General features: G+C 69.5%; 14 protein-coding genes. 10 read left to right on the forward strand and 4 right to left on the reverse strand.

Annotation, left to right across the window (positions count from 1 at the left end; translation table 11 throughout):
* Positions 1–66: 66 nt before the first annotated feature.
* The 5 genes from E3O32_RS01405 to rbfA all read left to right on the forward strand — a co-directional run bounded on the left by E3O32_RS01405 (position 67) and on the right by rbfA (position 6,869).
* Positions 67–1,818, forward strand: coding sequence for a proline--tRNA ligase (locus tag E3O32_RS01405; protein ID WP_134506305.1), 1,752 nt, complete (start codon positions 67–69; stop codon positions 1,816–1,818).
* A gap of 149 nt (positions 1,819–1,967) precedes the next feature.
* Positions 1,968–2,975 carry a transcription termination factor NusA gene (nusA, locus tag E3O32_RS01410; protein WP_134506271.1) on the forward strand — a complete coding sequence of 336 codons (1,008 nt, stop codon included), beginning with the start codon at positions 1,968–1,970 and terminating at the stop codon, positions 2,973–2,975.
* 8 nt (positions 2,976–2,983) lie between these two features.
* The gene (locus E3O32_RS01415) at positions 2,984–3,241 is read left to right on the forward strand and encodes a YlxR family protein (protein WP_134506273.1); all 258 of its coding nucleotides are present in this window, start codon (positions 2,984–2,986) and stop codon (positions 3,239–3,241) included.
* Positions 3,242–3,317: 76 nt separating this feature from the next.
* Entirely contained in the window at positions 3,318–6,182 is a 2,865-nt protein-coding gene (gene infB / locus E3O32_RS01420) for a translation initiation factor IF-2 (RefSeq protein WP_134506275.1), read from the forward strand.
* 183 nt (positions 6,183–6,365) lie between these two features.
* Positions 6,366–6,869 carry a 30S ribosome-binding factor RbfA gene (rbfA, locus tag E3O32_RS01425; RefSeq protein ID WP_134506277.1) on the forward strand — a complete coding sequence of 168 codons (504 nt, stop codon included), beginning with the start codon at positions 6,366–6,368 and terminating at the stop codon, positions 6,867–6,869.
* Positions 6,870–6,892: 23 nt separating this feature from the next.
* On the opposite strand, the gene E3O32_RS01430 is transcribed toward rbfA, so the two are convergent.
* The 3 genes from E3O32_RS01430 to E3O32_RS01440 form a co-directional block, all read right to left on the reverse strand.
* Positions 6,893–7,387, reverse strand: coding sequence for a dihydrofolate reductase (locus E3O32_RS01430; protein ID WP_134506279.1), 495 nt, complete (start codon positions 7,385–7,387; stop codon positions 6,893–6,895).
* Positions 7,384–8,193: a thymidylate synthase gene (locus E3O32_RS01435; protein ID WP_134506281.1), complete on the reverse strand. Its 810-nt coding sequence runs from the start codon at positions 8,191–8,193 to the stop codon at positions 7,384–7,386. The genes E3O32_RS01430 and E3O32_RS01435 overlap by 4 nt, the downstream gene beginning before the upstream one ends.
* 79 nt (positions 8,194–8,272) lie before the next feature.
* Entirely contained in the window at positions 8,273–9,166 is an 894-nt protein-coding gene (locus E3O32_RS01440; RefSeq protein WP_241974446.1) for an HhH-GPD family protein, read from the reverse strand.
* A 23-nt stretch (positions 9,167–9,189) separates the two neighbouring features.
* Between E3O32_RS01440 and E3O32_RS17135 the strand changes: the two genes are divergently transcribed.
* A complete protein-coding gene (locus tag E3O32_RS17135) occupies positions 9,190–9,870 on the forward strand; it encodes a nucleoside/nucleotide kinase family protein (RefSeq protein ID WP_241974447.1) in 681 nt (226 codons plus the stop codon).
* Positions 9,871–9,948: 78 nt separating this feature from the next.
* Here E3O32_RS17135 and E3O32_RS01450 read toward each other — a convergent pair whose 3' ends face one another.
* Positions 9,949–10,956 (reverse strand): ketopantoate reductase family protein, encoded by a 1,008-nt coding sequence (locus E3O32_RS01450; protein ID WP_134506287.1) that lies wholly within the window; start codon positions 10,954–10,956, stop codon positions 9,949–9,951.
* A 132-nt stretch (positions 10,957–11,088) separates the two neighbouring features.
* Here E3O32_RS01450 and truB point away from each other — a divergent pair, with 132 nt between their 5' ends.
* Genes truB through E3O32_RS01470 form a run of 4 tightly spaced genes read left to right on the forward strand, consistent with a single transcriptional unit; the run spans position 11,089 to position 13,820 of the window.
* Complete coding sequence (gene truB / locus E3O32_RS01455; RefSeq protein ID WP_134506289.1) at positions 11,089–12,048, forward strand: tRNA pseudouridine(55) synthase TruB; 960 nt, start codon at positions 11,089–11,091, stop codon at positions 12,046–12,048.
* On the forward strand, positions 12,045–12,413 hold the full coding sequence (locus tag E3O32_RS01460) for a hypothetical protein (RefSeq protein WP_134506291.1): 369 nt from the start codon (positions 12,045–12,047) through the stop codon (positions 12,411–12,413). The genes truB and E3O32_RS01460 overlap by 4 nt, the downstream gene beginning before the upstream one ends.
* Before the next feature lie 37 nt (positions 12,414–12,450).
* Positions 12,451–12,894, forward strand: a complete 444-nt coding sequence (locus E3O32_RS01465) for a hypothetical protein (protein WP_134506293.1) — start codon at positions 12,451–12,453, stop codon at positions 12,892–12,894.
* Positions 12,891–13,820: a bifunctional riboflavin kinase/FAD synthetase gene (locus E3O32_RS01470; protein WP_134506295.1), complete on the forward strand. Its 930-nt coding sequence runs from the start codon at positions 12,891–12,893 to the stop codon at positions 13,818–13,820. The genes E3O32_RS01465 and E3O32_RS01470 overlap by 4 nt, the downstream gene beginning before the upstream one ends.
* Positions 13,821–14,014: the final 194 nt, after the last annotated feature.

The following is a 14,014-nucleotide window of genomic DNA, read 5'->3' on the forward strand; positions in this document are numbered from 1 at the left end:
CCCTCGCGCGACGAGGGTGCTTTCTCCGTAACTGAGCCGCCGTAAAGTAGGGGGGTGCCTATTCGTATGTCCAACTACTTCCTCCGAACCCTCCGCGAAGACCCCTCGGACGCCGAGGTCACCAGCCACCGCCTGCTCGTGCGGGCCGGCTACATCCGCCGCCAGGCCCCGGGCATCTTCGCCTGGCTGCCGCTCGGCCTGCGGGTGAAGAACAAGATCGAGACGATCGTGCGCGAGGAGATGGCCGCGGCCGGCGCCTTCGAGGTGCATTTCCCTGCCCTCCTGCCACGCGAGCCCTACGAGGTCACCGGGCGCTGGGACGAATACGGCGACGGCCTGTTCCGCCTCCAGGATCGCAAGGGCAGCGACCTGCTCCTCGCCCCCACCCACGAGGAGGTCTTCACCCTGCTCGTGAAGGACCTCTACAACAGCTACAAGGACCTGCCCCTGTCGATCTACCAGATCCAGGACAAGTACCGCGACGAGGCCCGGCCGAGGGCCGGACTCCTCCGCGGCCGCGAGTTCACCATGAAGGACGCCTACTCCTTCGACTACACGGATGCCGGCCTCGACGTGAGCTACCAGGCCCAGCGCGACGCCTACGAGCGCATCTTCACCCGGCTCGGCCTCGAGTACGTCATCGTCAAGGCGGATGCCGGCGCGATGGGCGGATCCCGCAGCGAGGAGTTCCTGCACCCCACCGCCGTCGGCGAAGACACCTTCGTGCGCTCGGCCGGCGGCTACGCAGCCAACGTCGAGGCGTTCACCACGCTGGCCCCTCCCGCCATCGACTGGGCGCCGATCCCGGCCGCCGAGGTGCACGACACCCCCGACACTCCGACGATCCAGACCCTCGTCGACCGGGCCAACGACGCCCACCCCCGCCCGGACGGCCGGGAGTGGACCGCGGCCGACACGCTCAAGAACGTCGTGCTCGCGCTCACCCACCCCGACGGCTCCCGCAAGCTGGTCATCATCGGCCTGCCCGGCGACCGCGAGGTCGACCTCAAGCGGGTCGAGGTCGCGTTCGCCCCGGCCGAGGCCGAGGCCGCCAACGAAGCCGACCTGGCCAGGCACCCCGGACTCGTCAAGGGCTACATCGGCCCGTGGTCGAAGAGCGGCGCGGTGCTCGGCGAAAAGTCGGTCACCGGCATCCGCTACCTGGTCGACCCCCGCGTGGTCGACGGTACCGAGTGGATCACCGGCGCCAACGAACAGGGCCGCCACGTCTTCGGGCTGGTCGCCGGCCGCGACTTCCAGGTCGACGGCACGGTCGAGGCCGCCGATGTCCGGGCCGGCGACCCGGCACCGGACGGCTCCGGCCCGGTCGAGCTCACCCGCGGGATGGAGATCGGCCACGTGTTCCAGCTCGGCCGCAAGTACGCGGAGGCGCTCGGACTCAAGGTGCTCGACGAGAACGGCAAGCTCGTCACCGTCACGATGGGGTCTTACGGCATCGGCGTCACCCGCATCCTCGCGATCATCGCCGAGCTCAACAACGACGCGAAGGGCCTGATCTGGCCCGAAACCGTGGCGCCGTTCGACGTGCATGTGATCGCCACCGGGCGGGACGAGGTCGTCTTCGACACCTCGGAGGCCGTGGTCGCGGCGATCGAGGCCACCGGCCGTGAGGTGCTCTACGACGACCGCCGCAAGGTGTCGCCCGGCGTCAAATTCGGCGACGCCGAACTGATCGGCGTGCCGAGCATCGTCATCGTCGGCCGCGGGGCCGCGGACGGCATCGTCGAACTCTGGGACCGTCGCACGGGCGAGCGCACCCAGGTCGCCGTCGCGGATGTCGCCGCCAGCTTCGGCTAGGTTCGCGGCTCAGTTCCGGGAAGCGGGCGCATGTTCCACCGTGCGCCCGCTTCCACACCGTGTGCCGCGAGGCCGTGGAGTCGGGTACCGTAGAGGGGAGCCCGCTGCGCAGTTTCGCGGCGGCAAGATCTGAACAGAGGAGGCCGGCCATGGACATCGACCTCAGCGTGTTGCGGCAAATGGAGCGCGAGAAAGAGATTCCCTTCGAGGAGCTCGTGCAGATTATTGAGCAAGCAATTCTCACGGCCTATCAGAAGCACACCCACCAGGGTGAAGCTTCCAAGGCCGTCGAGGAAGTGCCGGAAGCGCGTGTCGTACTCGACCGCAAGTCCGGACACGTCGACATTTTTGTGCCCGAACACGACGAAGAGGGCAACGTCATCGGCGAAGCCGTCGACAACCCCACCGACTTCGGCCGGATTGCGGCCTACGCCGCCAAGCAGGTCATCAACCAGCGTCTGCGGGACCTGGCCGACGACGCAGTGCTCGGCGAGTTCAAGGGTCGTGAGGGCGAGATCGTCGCCGGGATCATCCAGCAGGGACCCAACCCGCGCATGATCCACGTCGACCTGGGCACGATCGAAGCGATCCTGCCGCCCGAGGAGCAGGTGCCCGGCGAGAGCTACGTACACGGCTCCCGCATCCGCGTCTACGTGACGGCGGTCGGCAAGGGACTCAAGGGCCCGCAGATCACGGTCTCGCGCACGCATCCGTCGCTGGTGCGTCGCCTGTTCGCGCTCGAGGTTCCCGAGATCGCCAGCGGAGTCGTCGAGATCGTGTCGCTCGCCCGTGAGGCCGGCCACCGCACCAAGATGGCGGTCCGCGCCACCGAGCCCGGCGTCAACGCCAAGGGTGCCTGCATCGGCGAACTCGGCCAGCGCGTGCGCGCCGTCACCGCCGAGCTCAACAACGAGAAGATCGACATCGTCGACTACTCGCCCGACCTGGCCACCTTCGTCGCGAGCGCGCTGTCTCCCGCCAAGGTCACCAGTGCCTACGTCATCGACGAGTCCATCAAGGCCGTCCGCGCCCTCGTTCCCGACTACCAGCTTTCGCTGGCGATCGGCAAGGAAGGCCAGAATGCCCGCCTCGCGGCCAAGCTCACGGGTGCGAAAATCGACATCCAGCCGGACAGCATTCTGGAGGACACCGAATAGGGGGTACGATGGAACCCGTTAGAACGTGCATTGGATGCCGTTCGCGCGCCCCTCGATCCTCACTTCTGAGGGTTGTAGCCCGGGAATCGGAACTCGTGGTGGATGAAACCGCCACTCTGCCGGGGCGAGGTGCGTGGTTGCATCCCACCGCCGCGTGCTTCCAGGACGCACTGCGGCGACACGCTTTCGGGCGTGCCCTTCGCGTGACCAGGTCTTTGGGCGCGAAACAACTAGAGAACAGGCTGAACTGGCTAATGGATAACTAATGAGCGGCTCGAAATGAGACCCGTCCGTTACTAACGGTCTGCCCCTTTCCGGGTGCAGGCCCGGAACAGGAGAATTGTGGCTGCGAAACCACGCGTACACGAGATCGCAACTGAGCTCGGTGTCGACAGCAAGGTAGCCCTTGCGAAACTGAAAGAGATGGGCGAGTTCGTCAAAGGACCGTCCAGTAGCGTTGAACCCCCCGTCGCGCGCCGTTTGCGCGCCGCGCTTCAGGCCGACGGTGTGACCGGCACCGCGGCATCCACCACTTCAGCGGCTCCCGCCGGCACTGCGCCGGTCGCCGCTTCACCCGCGAAGCCGGGCGGCGCACGTCCGTCGCCGGCCAAGCTCGCCGTCAAGCCGGGCGCGCGCCCGGTCGCGGAGGTCGCCGTCGAGGTTCCCGCCGCTGACGCACCGCCGATGCCGTCCGCTCCGCTGACGGTCGCCGAGCGCCAGGCCCAGGCCGCAGAGAAGGCCGCCGCCGCCGAGAAGGCTGCAGCGGCCGACAAGGCAGCAGCAGCCGCTGCTGAGGCTGCGCCCGTGACGGATGCCCAGGCACCCGGCACGGACGGCGCGACCCCGGTCGCAGCCAAGCCCGGCGTCTCCGTTCCGAAGCCGCCGTCCGCGCGCCCCGGCAACAACCCCTTCGCCAGCAACCAGGGCATGGGCAAGACCCCGAGCCCGCGCCCCGGCAACAACCCGTTCGCCAGCGCACAGGGCATGGGCCAGCGCCCGGCCTCGACCACGTCCCCGAGCAACATCCCGCGCCCGGCGGCGCCGCGCCCCGGTGCGCCCCGTCCGGGTGGACCCGGCCAGGCGGCGCGTCCGACCGGCTTCGGCCAGCGTCCGGGCGCCTTCCAGCGTCCCGGCGGAGCACCGGGCGGCGCCGGCGGCGCACGTCCCGGCTTCCAGCGCCCCGGTGGCGCGCCGGCCGGTGCCCCCGGTTTCGGCCCGCCCCGTCCGGCAGGTGGTGGCGGTGCAGGTGGCCGTGGCCGCGGCCCCGGCGGCGGAACCGCTGGTGCGTTCGGTCGCGGTGGCGGCAAGAACAAGGCTCGCAAGTCCAAGCGGACGAAGAGGGCAGAGTTCGAGCTGCGCGAGGCCCCGTCGCTGGGTGGCGTGAGCGTTCCCCGTGGCGACGGCGGAACCGTGGTGCGTCTGCGCCGCGGCGCGTCGATCACGGACTTCGCCGACAAGATCGACGCGAGCCCCGGAAACCTGGTGACCGTGCTGTTCCACCTCGGTGAAATGGCGACGGCGACGGAGTCCCTCGACGAGGCGACCTTCGACGTGCTCGGCAGCGAGCTCGGCTACAAGATTCAGATGGTCTCGCCCGATGACGAGGACCGTGAGCTTCTGCTTGCCTTTGACATCGACATCGACCAGGAGCTCGAAGACGAGACCGACGAAGAACTCTTCGCTCGGCCTCCCGTCGTCACGGTCATGGGTCACGTCGACCACGGTAAGACCGCGCTCCTCGACGCCATCCGCAACGCGAAGGTGGCCGCGGGCGAAGCCGGCGGAATCACCCAGCACATCGGTGCGTACCAGGTCGTCACCGAGCACGAGGGCATCGAACGCGCCATCACCTTCATCGACACACCTGGCCACGAGGCGTTCACCGCCATGCGTGCCCGTGGTGCGCAGGTCACCGACATCGCGATCCTCGTGGTCGCGGCGGACGACGGCATCATGCCGCAGACGATTGAGGCGCTCAACCACGCCCAGGCCGCCAACGTGCCGATCGTGGTCGCAGTGAACAAGATCGACAAGCCAGGCGCCAACCCGCAGAAGGTGCGCCAGCAGCTCACCGAATTCGGACTCGTCGCCGAGGAATACGGCGGAGACGTCATGTTCGTCGACGTGTCGGCCAAGCAGGGCATCGGCATCCAGGAAATCCTGAACGCCGTTCTGCTCACCGCAGACGCCGGCCTCGACCTGCGCGCCAACCCCGACAAGGACGCTCGCGGCGTGGCCATCGAGGCTCGCCTCGACAAGGGCCGCGGTGCCGTGGCAACCGTGCTCATCCAGTCGGGAACCCTGCACGTCGGAGACTCCATCGTGGCGGGAACGGCCTACGGCCGGGTTCGTGCGATGGCCGACGAGAACGGCGTCCCCGTGCTCGCCGCGACCCCGTCCAGGGCCGTCCAGGTTCAGGGCCTCTCCAGCGTTCCGCGCGCCGGTGACACCTTCCTCGTGATCGAGGAGGACCGCACCGCCCGTCAGATCGCCGAGAAGCGCGAAGCCGCCGAGCGCAACGCCCTGCTGGCCAAGGCCCGCAAGCGGATCAGCCTCGAGGACTTCACCCGTGCACTCGAAGAGGGCAAGGTCGAGTCGCTCAACCTCATCATCAAGGGTGACGTGTCCGGTGCTGTTGAAGCCCTGGAAGAGTCGCTCCTCAAGATCGAGGTCGACGATTCGGTTCAGCTGCGCATCATCCACCGCGGTGTCGGTGCGGTCACGGAGAGCGACGTCAACCTCGCCACCGTCGACAACGCCATCATCATCGGCTTCAACGTTCGCCCCGACACGAAGGCACGCGAACGCGCCGCCCGTGAAGGTGTGGACGTGCGCTTCTACTCCGTCATCTACAACGCACTCGAGGACATCGAGAACTCCCTCAAGGGAATGCTCAAGCCCGAGTTCGAAGAGGTGCAGAGTGGTGTCGCCGAGATCCGCGAGGTGTTCAGCTCCTCCAAGTTCGGGAACGTCGCCGGTGTCATCGTTCGCTCGGGTGTCATCACGAGGAACGCCAAGGCGCGGGTCATCCGCAACGGCATCGTCGTGGGAGACAACCTGGGCATCGAGTCGCTGCGCCGGTTCAAGGACGACGTCACCGAGGTCCGCACGGACTTCGAGTGTGGTATCGGCCTGGGCAAGTTCAACGACATCCAGATCGGTGACGAGATCGAGACGATCGAAATGAAGGAAAAGCCGCGGGTCTAGTCCTTCGCTGGTGGGTCTCCGCTCGATCCCCCCTAAAAAGGGAAGAGAGCGGGGACCCCTACCCCGATTCCCTTTTTTGGGGGGATCGAGCTGCGACAGCGTACCGCAGATACCGAACCGTCAGTCCGATGGTTGGGGAGAGCTAAGAGCGGCAGAAGTTTTTCGACAATAGGAGTAGTTACCATGGCAGATCCGGCACGCGCCAGGAAGATGGCCGACCGCATCAAGGTCATCGTGGCCAAACGGCTCGAACGCGGACTGCGTGACCCGCGGCTCGGTTTCGTGACGATCACGGATGTGAAGGTGACCGGGGACCTGCAGCACGCCTCGGTGTTCTACACCGTCTACGGCAACGCCGAGGAGCGCGCCGACAGCGCCGCAGCCCTCAAGGCGGCGACCGGGATGCTGCGCAGCGAGGTCGGCAAGAACATCACGGCCAGGCTCACCCCCTCCCTCGAATTCATCGCCGACGCCATCCCCGAGAACGCCGCGTTGATCGACGACCTGCTCCGGGAGGCGCGCGAGCGCGACACCGAGGTCGGCGAACTCGCCCGCACGGCCAAGTACGCCGGCGACGAGGACCCGTACGTCAAGCCCCGCGAATACGACGAGGATGACGACGCCGAAGACGAGGACGACGACGAGGCTCCGGCCGCCCACGCGCACACCGAGGACCCGGCGAACTAGCGGCGAACCGGCGGCGAACCGGCCTACTCGGCCAGGTAGCGCACGAACCGGTACTCGATGCCGGTTCGCGAGGTGTGCCAGCCCTGCCCAGGGTCGACGGCGGCCCGCCGCCAGCCCGCCGGGAGGGCCGGCGCATCCGTGTCGCCGGTGTAGTCGGCGTTGATCTCGGTGACCTCGAGTACGTCTGCTGCGCCGATCGTGAGCGCGAAGATCTCCCGGCCGCCGATCACCCACGCGTCGGCACCGGTCACGAGCGCCAGGGCGTCATCCACGGAGTGCGCCACCAGTGCGCCTTCCGCCGCCCATCCCGGCTGGCGGGTGATCACGATGTTGGCGCGGCCGGGCAAGGGGCGGAACCGGGGCGGAAGCGAATCCCAGGTGCGCCGGCCCATCAGCACGGCGCCTCCGTTGGTCAGCGCCTTGAAATGGGCGAGATCCTCGGGGAGGTGCCACGGCATCGCGCCGTCGAACCCGATGACTCCGTTGCTGCTCTCGGCCCAGATCAGCCCGAGGGTCATACCGCGACCTGGCCCTTGATCGCCGGGTGATGCTGGTAGTTCTCCAGGACCAAGTCCTCGAAGGTGTAATCGAACAGGCTGTCCCGCGGGGTCTGGATGCGCAGGGTCGGCGCGGGGAAGGCACTGCGGGTCAGCTGCTCGGTGACCTGGGCGACGTGGTTGTCGTAGATGTGGCAGTCGCCGCCGGTCCAGACGAACTCTCCAAGCTCCAGCCCGGCCTGGGCCGCGACGAGCTGGGTGAGCAGCGCGTAGCTGGCGATGTTGAATGGCACGCCGAGGAACAGGTCGGCGCTGCGCTGGTACAACTGGCAGGAGAGCTTGCCGTCGGCGACGTAGAACTGGAACAGGGCGTGGCAGGGTGCCAGGGCCATTCTCGGGATGTCCGCGACGTTCCAGGCCGAGACGATCATCCGGCGGGAGTCGGGGTCGGTGCGGAGCGTGTCGATGACCTGGGCGAGCTGGTCGATGCTCTCCCCGGATGCCGTCGGCCAGGATCGCCACTGCACGCCGTAGACCGGTCCGAGGTCGCCGTTCGCGTCGGCCCACTCGTTCCAGATGGTCACGCCGTGGTCGCGGAGCCAGTTCACGTTGCCGTCGCCGCGAAGGAACCAGAGCAGCTCGTAGGCGATCGACGGGAAGTGAACCCGCTTCGTCGTGACCAGAGGGAAACCGGCGGCCAGGTCGAAGCGCAGCTGGCGGCCGAAGACGCTCCTGGTGCCCGTGCCGGTGCGGTCGGCCTTGGCCGTCCCGTTGGCGAGCGTGTCGCGGAGGAGGTCTTCATACGGAGTCGGGATCGAAGCAGTCATCGCTACGATCGTACGGTCTTCCCGGCGAATTCGCCGCACGCCGGCGCGGTCGATGCGCGCGCGGATTCCGGCCGGGCCGTCACTGGTGCGGCAGGGTGTAGCCGTCGTCGCCGTGCCGCACCGCGAGTCCGTCGGAGAGCAGGCCGGCCAGTGCGCGCCGGCGCTGGGGCGCATCCGGCCACAGTCCATCGATCTCGGCGTCGGTCACGGGTCGGTGGGTGGCCCGGAGCTCGGCCATCACCAGGCCGCGCACCTGGCGGTCGCTGCCCGCGAACTTCTTCTGCACGGCCTTGCGCGGCCCGTCGTAGGCGGGGGATCCGGCGCCCACCCACGCGCAGTCCTCCCGGATCGGGCAGGCGTCGCACCGGGGATTCCTGGCCGTGCAGACCACGGCGCCGAGTTCCATGATCGCGGCGTTGAACGCGGCGGCCTCGGCGCGGTCCGCCGGCAGCAGCGCGCTCATCGCGTCGAGGTCGCGGGTGCGGGAGGGCGGTGCGGGCTCGGCCTGGCCGGCGACCGCACGGGCGATCACCCGGCGGGTGTTGGTGTCGACGACCGGATGCCGGTGGCCGTAGGCGAAGGCGGCAACGGCACGCGCGGTGTAGTCGCCGACCCCGGTGAGTGCCAGCAGGGCGTCGACGTCCTCGGGTACGACGCCGTCGTGGCGCCGGGTGATCTCCACCGCCGCGGCGTGCAGCCAGAGGGCGCGCCGCGGGTAGCCGAGGCTCGCCCAGGCGCGCACGGCCTCGCCGGGCGGCACGGCGGCGAGATCGGCCGGTGTCGGCCAGCGTTCGAGCCAGTCCTCCAGCCGGGGGATGACCCGGCTGACCGGGGTTTGCTGCAGCATGAACTCGCTGACCAGGGTGCCCCAGGCCGTGAAGCCGTCGCGTCGCCATGGGAGGTCCCGGCCGTTGGCCCTGAACCAGGCCGTGATCGCGGGGACGATGCGTCTCGCCTGGGCTGTGACCTTCACGCTTTCTAACCTAGGGTCGATCCATGAAGCTTGTCTCCACACCCCGCACCGAATTCCTCCGCGACCTTGCCTCAGAGATCCTCGGCCTCTACGGGCGGGGACGCACCGTCGTGGCCGTGGACGGCACGGACGACGCGGCCCGCACGGCGTTCGCCGATGACCTGGCCGCCGTGCTGATCGAGCGCGAGCACCCGGCATTCCGTGCGTCGCTGGCCAACTTCCGGCGCTCACGGGTCGAGCAGGAACGCTTCGGCCCCGAGTCCCCGGAACGGCTCTTCCGGCACCTCTACGACTTCTCGCTGCTGCGCCGGGTGCTCCTCGACCCGTTCCGGATGGGCGGAAGCACCGGGTTCGTGACCCGGGCGTTCGACCCGGACCGGGACACCTGGATCGAACCGACCTGGCTGACCGGGCCGCCGGACGCCACCCTGGTCATCGACGGCGACTACCTGAACCGGTCGGAGCTGCGCGACCTCTGGCAGTACAGCGTGCTCGTCGAAACGGCGGACGAGGCCGTCGACACCCTCAGCGTCGTCCCGGTCGATGACGCCGGCAAGGTGCACGGTTCGGAAGATCGCGCCGCCGAGCAGGCCCAGGCCGACCGGCTCTACCGCACCGAGGTGCGACCGCGCAGCCGGGCCGCCGCCGTCGTCGACCTCACCGACCCGGCCCGGCCGCAGCGCAGGTTCTTCGACAGCTGCTGATGCGGACGCACCGGGCTCGGCGCGGGTCAGCGCGAGACGCGGGTCAGTGCGTAGACGCCGGTCAGCGCGAGACGCCGGTCAGCGCAACGAGAGGGTAGCGAAGCGCGCACAGACCTCGGCCGGCGTGAGAGCGCTGCCCGAGGTCTCGACCTCATGCACCAGGGCTGTGAGCAGCACGTTCACCGGCGAGGCCAGCCCGGCCAGCCCGGCCTCTCGCACGACGGCGCCGTTCAGGAAGTCGATCTCGGTGCGCTGGCCGCGCCTCAGGCTCTGCAGGGTGGAGCCCAGGTTCGGCACGTCGCCCATCCGCGCCCGCATCATCCTGGGCAGCGCCTGTCCCAGCGCCAGCGGCAGCCGGGAGAACAGGCGCAGCCTGGCGTCGCCGAGTCCCTGCAGCGCCCCGAACCGCACCCCGCGCCTCATTCCCACCCGCACGGTCTCGCGCATGCTGGCCGTCAGCACCCGGCGGAGGCCGGAATGGTCGACGACCTCCTGCACGCTGAGGCCGGTGATGGCCGGCAGCGAATTGAGCATGTTCACGACGAGCTTCGTCCACTGCGCCCCGACGAAGTTGTCGATCACCCTCGTGGGCACGGCCTCGGCCAGCACGTCCCGCCACCGGGCGGCCTGGGCGTCGGCGGGGCCGGAGCCGCGGCCGAGGTAGGTCGGCGCCGGGGTGGTGATGGTCACCCGGCCGGGCGACGTGTAGTTCGCGGCGATGATCGACAGGGCGCCGAAGCATTCCGAGCGCGGCAGCAGCCGGGACGCCGTGGCCACCCCGTCGAGACCGTTCTGCACGACGATCACGGGGGAGCCGTCGAGAACGGCCGCGTTGCCTGCGATGGCGGCGGCCGCATCCTGCGCCTTGGTGCAGACCAGGGTGAGCTCGGGCGTTTCGACGAGGCGTTCCAGGGCCGTCGGGCGGGCGTGCGCCTCGCCGAAACCGCCGGTGAGACGGATGCCGTCTGCCCGGATGGCGGCCAGCCCGGCCCCGCGCGCCGTCACCGTCACGTCATGACCGGCCCGGGCCAGCAGAGTGGCGAAGGTGCCGCCGAGGGCGCCTGTTCCGATTACCGCGATCTTCATGGCCCCAGCCTAGGTCGCGCCGTGTGGGCGGAGCGCCGCCGGAATGGCGGCTACCATGACTAGGTGAGCGACGATTCCGGGCAGCCAGGCAACGGGCCGCGGGCTCGGCCAACGCAGGCTAAGCCACCGCGGATGAACGGCTCCGCCAGCGGGCTGGTGCTCATCGACAAACCGCAGGGCTGGACCAGCCACGACGCCGTCGCCCGCACCCGCCGCCTCGCCGGCACCCGCAAGGTGGGCCACGCCGGCACGCTCGACCCGATGGCCACCGGCCTCCTCATCCTGGGCATCAACAGTTCGACCCGGCTGCTCACCTATGTCGTCGGCCTGGACAAGGAATACCTCGCCACGATCAGGCTGGGCGCCGCCACCACGACCGACGACGCCGAGGGCGAGGAGCTCGGCCGGGCCCCCGCCGCCGCCGTCGCGGCGATCACGACCGAGGCCGTCGCCGCCGGGATCCTGGCGCTCACCGGCGACATCAGCCAGCAGCCGAGCGCCGTGAGCGCCATCAAGGTCGACGGAGTCCGTGCCTACGCACGCGTGCGCGCCGGTGAGGACGTCGACCTCCCGTCCCGCCCGGTCACCGTGAGCGCGTTCGAGCTGTTCGAGGCGACCCCCGTCGACGGTTTCCTCGACCTCACCGTGCGGGTGGAATGCTCGTCCGGCACCTACATCCGTGCCCTCGCCCGCGACCTCGGCGCCGATCTCGGCGTCGGCGGCCACCTCACCAGCCTCCGCCGCACCCGGATCGGCCCGTTCCGGATCGACGAGGCCGGCCCCCTGGCCGAACTCGACGTGGCCACGGCCCTGATCGGACCGGCGGCGGCGGCAACGCGCATCCTCGGCCGGCTCGACCTCACCGAGCAGCAGACCATCGACCTCGGCCACGGCAAGCGCATCGACGTGGGCGCCGACCCGGACCCCAGCCAGGCCGGACCGGTCGCGGCCATCGCCCCCGACGGGCGGCTGGTCGGCCTGGTCGAGTTCCGCGGCGGACAGGCCAAGTCCATCGTCAACTTCCCGCCGGACGAGGCATCGGCCCCCGCAGCCTCGGCTGCGGCCCTCCCCGGCACGGATGGCGCCGCGTGATCGAGTGGTTCGCCTGGGTCCAGGTCGCGATCGCCGTCGGCGGCGGCCTGCTCTGCATCGGCCTCGGGCTGCTCGGCCGTAAGCCCACCGACCTGTCGATGGGAGCGGCCGCCCTCGTCGAACTGCTGCTCCTGGCGCAACTCGTCGTGGCGATCGTCGCCCCGTTCACGGGCAACACCGCCAGCGGGAGCCTGCTCGAGTTCTACACCTACCTGGTCAGCGCGCTCCTGGTGCCCGTCGCCGCGGCGATCTGGGCCTTGATCGAGCGCAGCCGGTGGAGCACGGTCATCCTCGGCGCAGCCTGCCTGGCCGTCGCCGTCATGCTCTACCGGATGCTGCAGATCTGGACGGTGCAGGGCCTGTGAGAAAGCGCCCATCGGATGCTGCGATAATTACGAAGCCATGACTGGACCCCAGAACGAAGCCGACATGAAGACCGCCGTGGATGCCCCGACCCGACGGGTGACCGGCATCGGCCGGGTGCTGATCGCCGTGTACGGTCTCCTGGCGCTCGCCGCCACCGGCCGGTCGTTCGTGCAGATCGCGGAGAGTTTCGCGGACGCTCCACTGTCGTACTCCCTCTCCGCCCTCGCCGCGGTCGTCTACATCGTCGCCACGATCGCCCTCGTCCGGAGCGGGCGCGGCTGGTACCGGGTCGCCTGGGTCACGATCGGCTTCGAACTGCTCGGTGTGCTCGTGATCGGCACGCTCAGCCTCGTCGAACCCGCGCTGTTCCAGCACAAGACCGTGTGGTCGGTGTTCGGGCGCGGCTACGGCTTCGTGCCCCTGGTGCTTCCGCTGCTGGGCATGTGGTGGCTCGCCCGTCGGGCTCCGGGCCGCGCATGAAGATCATCAGGGGGCTCAACAGGATTCCGGCCGACTGGCCGGCCTCCGCCGTGAGCATCGGCAAGTTCGACGGTGTGCACGCCGGTCACCGGGCCGTCATCGCCGAGTTGAAGGCCCTCGCCGACGCCGAGGGGCTGGCCTCGGTTGTGGCCACTTTCGACCGGCATCCACTCGCCCTGCTGGCGCCGCCTGAATGCCCGCAGGCCCTGATCAGCACCGAGCAGAAACTGAATCTCCTCGGCGAGACCGGCGTCGACGCCGTGCTCGTGCTCGAGTTCAACGAGGCGCTCGCCGCCCTCCCGGCTGAGGAGTTCATCGACTCCGTGCTGGTCAAGGGCCTGCACGCGAAGCACGTCCTCGTCGGCCGGGACTTCCGGTTCGGCGCCCGCGCCGCCGGCGACGTGCACCTGCTCCAGCGTCTCGGTGCCGCGGACGGGTTCGACGTGCGCCTCATCGACGATGTGAAGCCCGACAGCATCCGCCGGGTGTCGTCGACCTGGATCCGGGAGTTGCTCGCCCACGGCGACGTGCTCGCCGCCACCGGTCTGCTCGGTCACGTGCCGACGGTTCGCGGCGAGGTCGTGCACGGCGCGGCCAGGGGGCGGGAACTCGGCTTCCCGACCGCGAACCTGTCACCGGAGTCCGAGGGGCTCATCCCGGCCGACGGCGTCTACGCCGGCTGGCTGACGGATGCCGGGGTGCGCTACCCGGCGGCGATCTCGGTGGGCAACAACCCCACCTTCGACGGTGTGGCCCAGAAGCAGGTCGAAGCCTATGTGCTCGACCGGGAGATCGACCTCTACGACCACGTCGTGGACGTGTCGTTCGTGGACCGGATTCGCGGCATGGTCGCCTTCACGGGCATCGAGCCGTTGATCGTGCAGATGCGCGACGACGTCGAACGTGTGCGCCACCTGCTGTCCTGAGCGCCCGCCGTTCACGGCCGTTTCTGTCAACGCGACGGGCCTCGCGGAACTGGCCCACCGTCGCCGCGCCGGTTTCGGCAGGGCGCGCCCGCGCCCGAGCGTGTTGATTATTGGAGGCTGGCGATCGAGGCCAGCGCTCAGTCCCATGTCGGATGTCGATGGGCTGGTGTCGGCGCGGGCGATCGGGCGCTGTG

The organism is Cryobacterium mannosilyticum (assembly GCF_004402705.1).
Lineage (GTDB): Bacteria > Actinomycetota > Actinomycetes > Actinomycetales > Microbacteriaceae > Cryobacterium > Cryobacterium mannosilyticum.

Excerpts from the sequence above, each read along its gene's own strand:
- E3O32_RS01405 (WP_134506305.1), top strand. The coding sequence starts at position 67 with ATGTCCAACTACTTCCTCCGAACCCTCCGCGAAGACCCCTCGGACGCC.
- nusA (WP_134506271.1), top strand. The coding sequence starts at position 1,968 with ATGGACATCGACCTCAGCGTGTTGCGGCAAATGGAGCGCGAGAAAGAG.
- E3O32_RS01415 (WP_134506273.1), top strand. The coding sequence starts at position 2,984 with ATGGAACCCGTTAGAACGTGCATTGGATGCCGTTCGCGCGCCCCTCGA.
- rbfA (WP_134506277.1), top strand. The coding sequence starts at position 6,366 with ATGGCAGATCCGGCACGCGCCAGGAAGATGGCCGACCGCATCAAGGTC.
- E3O32_RS01430 (WP_134506279.1), bottom strand. The coding sequence starts at position 7,387 with ATGACCCTCGGGCTGATCTGGGCCGAGAGCAGCAACGGAGTCATCGGG.
- E3O32_RS01435 (WP_134506281.1), bottom strand. The coding sequence starts at position 8,193 with ATGACTGCTTCGATCCCGACTCCGTATGAAGACCTCCTCCGCGACACG.
- E3O32_RS17135 (WP_241974447.1), top strand. The coding sequence starts at position 9,190 with ATGAAGCTTGTCTCCACACCCCGCACCGAATTCCTCCGCGACCTTGCC.
- E3O32_RS01450 (WP_134506287.1), bottom strand. The coding sequence starts at position 10,956 with ATGAAGATCGCGGTAATCGGAACAGGCGCCCTCGGCGGCACCTTCGCC.
- truB (WP_134506289.1), top strand. The coding sequence starts at position 11,089 with ATGAACGGCTCCGCCAGCGGGCTGGTGCTCATCGACAAACCGCAGGGC.
- E3O32_RS01465 (WP_134506293.1), top strand. The coding sequence starts at position 12,451 with ATGACTGGACCCCAGAACGAAGCCGACATGAAGACCGCCGTGGATGCC.
- E3O32_RS01470 (WP_134506295.1), top strand. The coding sequence starts at position 12,891 with ATGAAGATCATCAGGGGGCTCAACAGGATTCCGGCCGACTGGCCGGCC.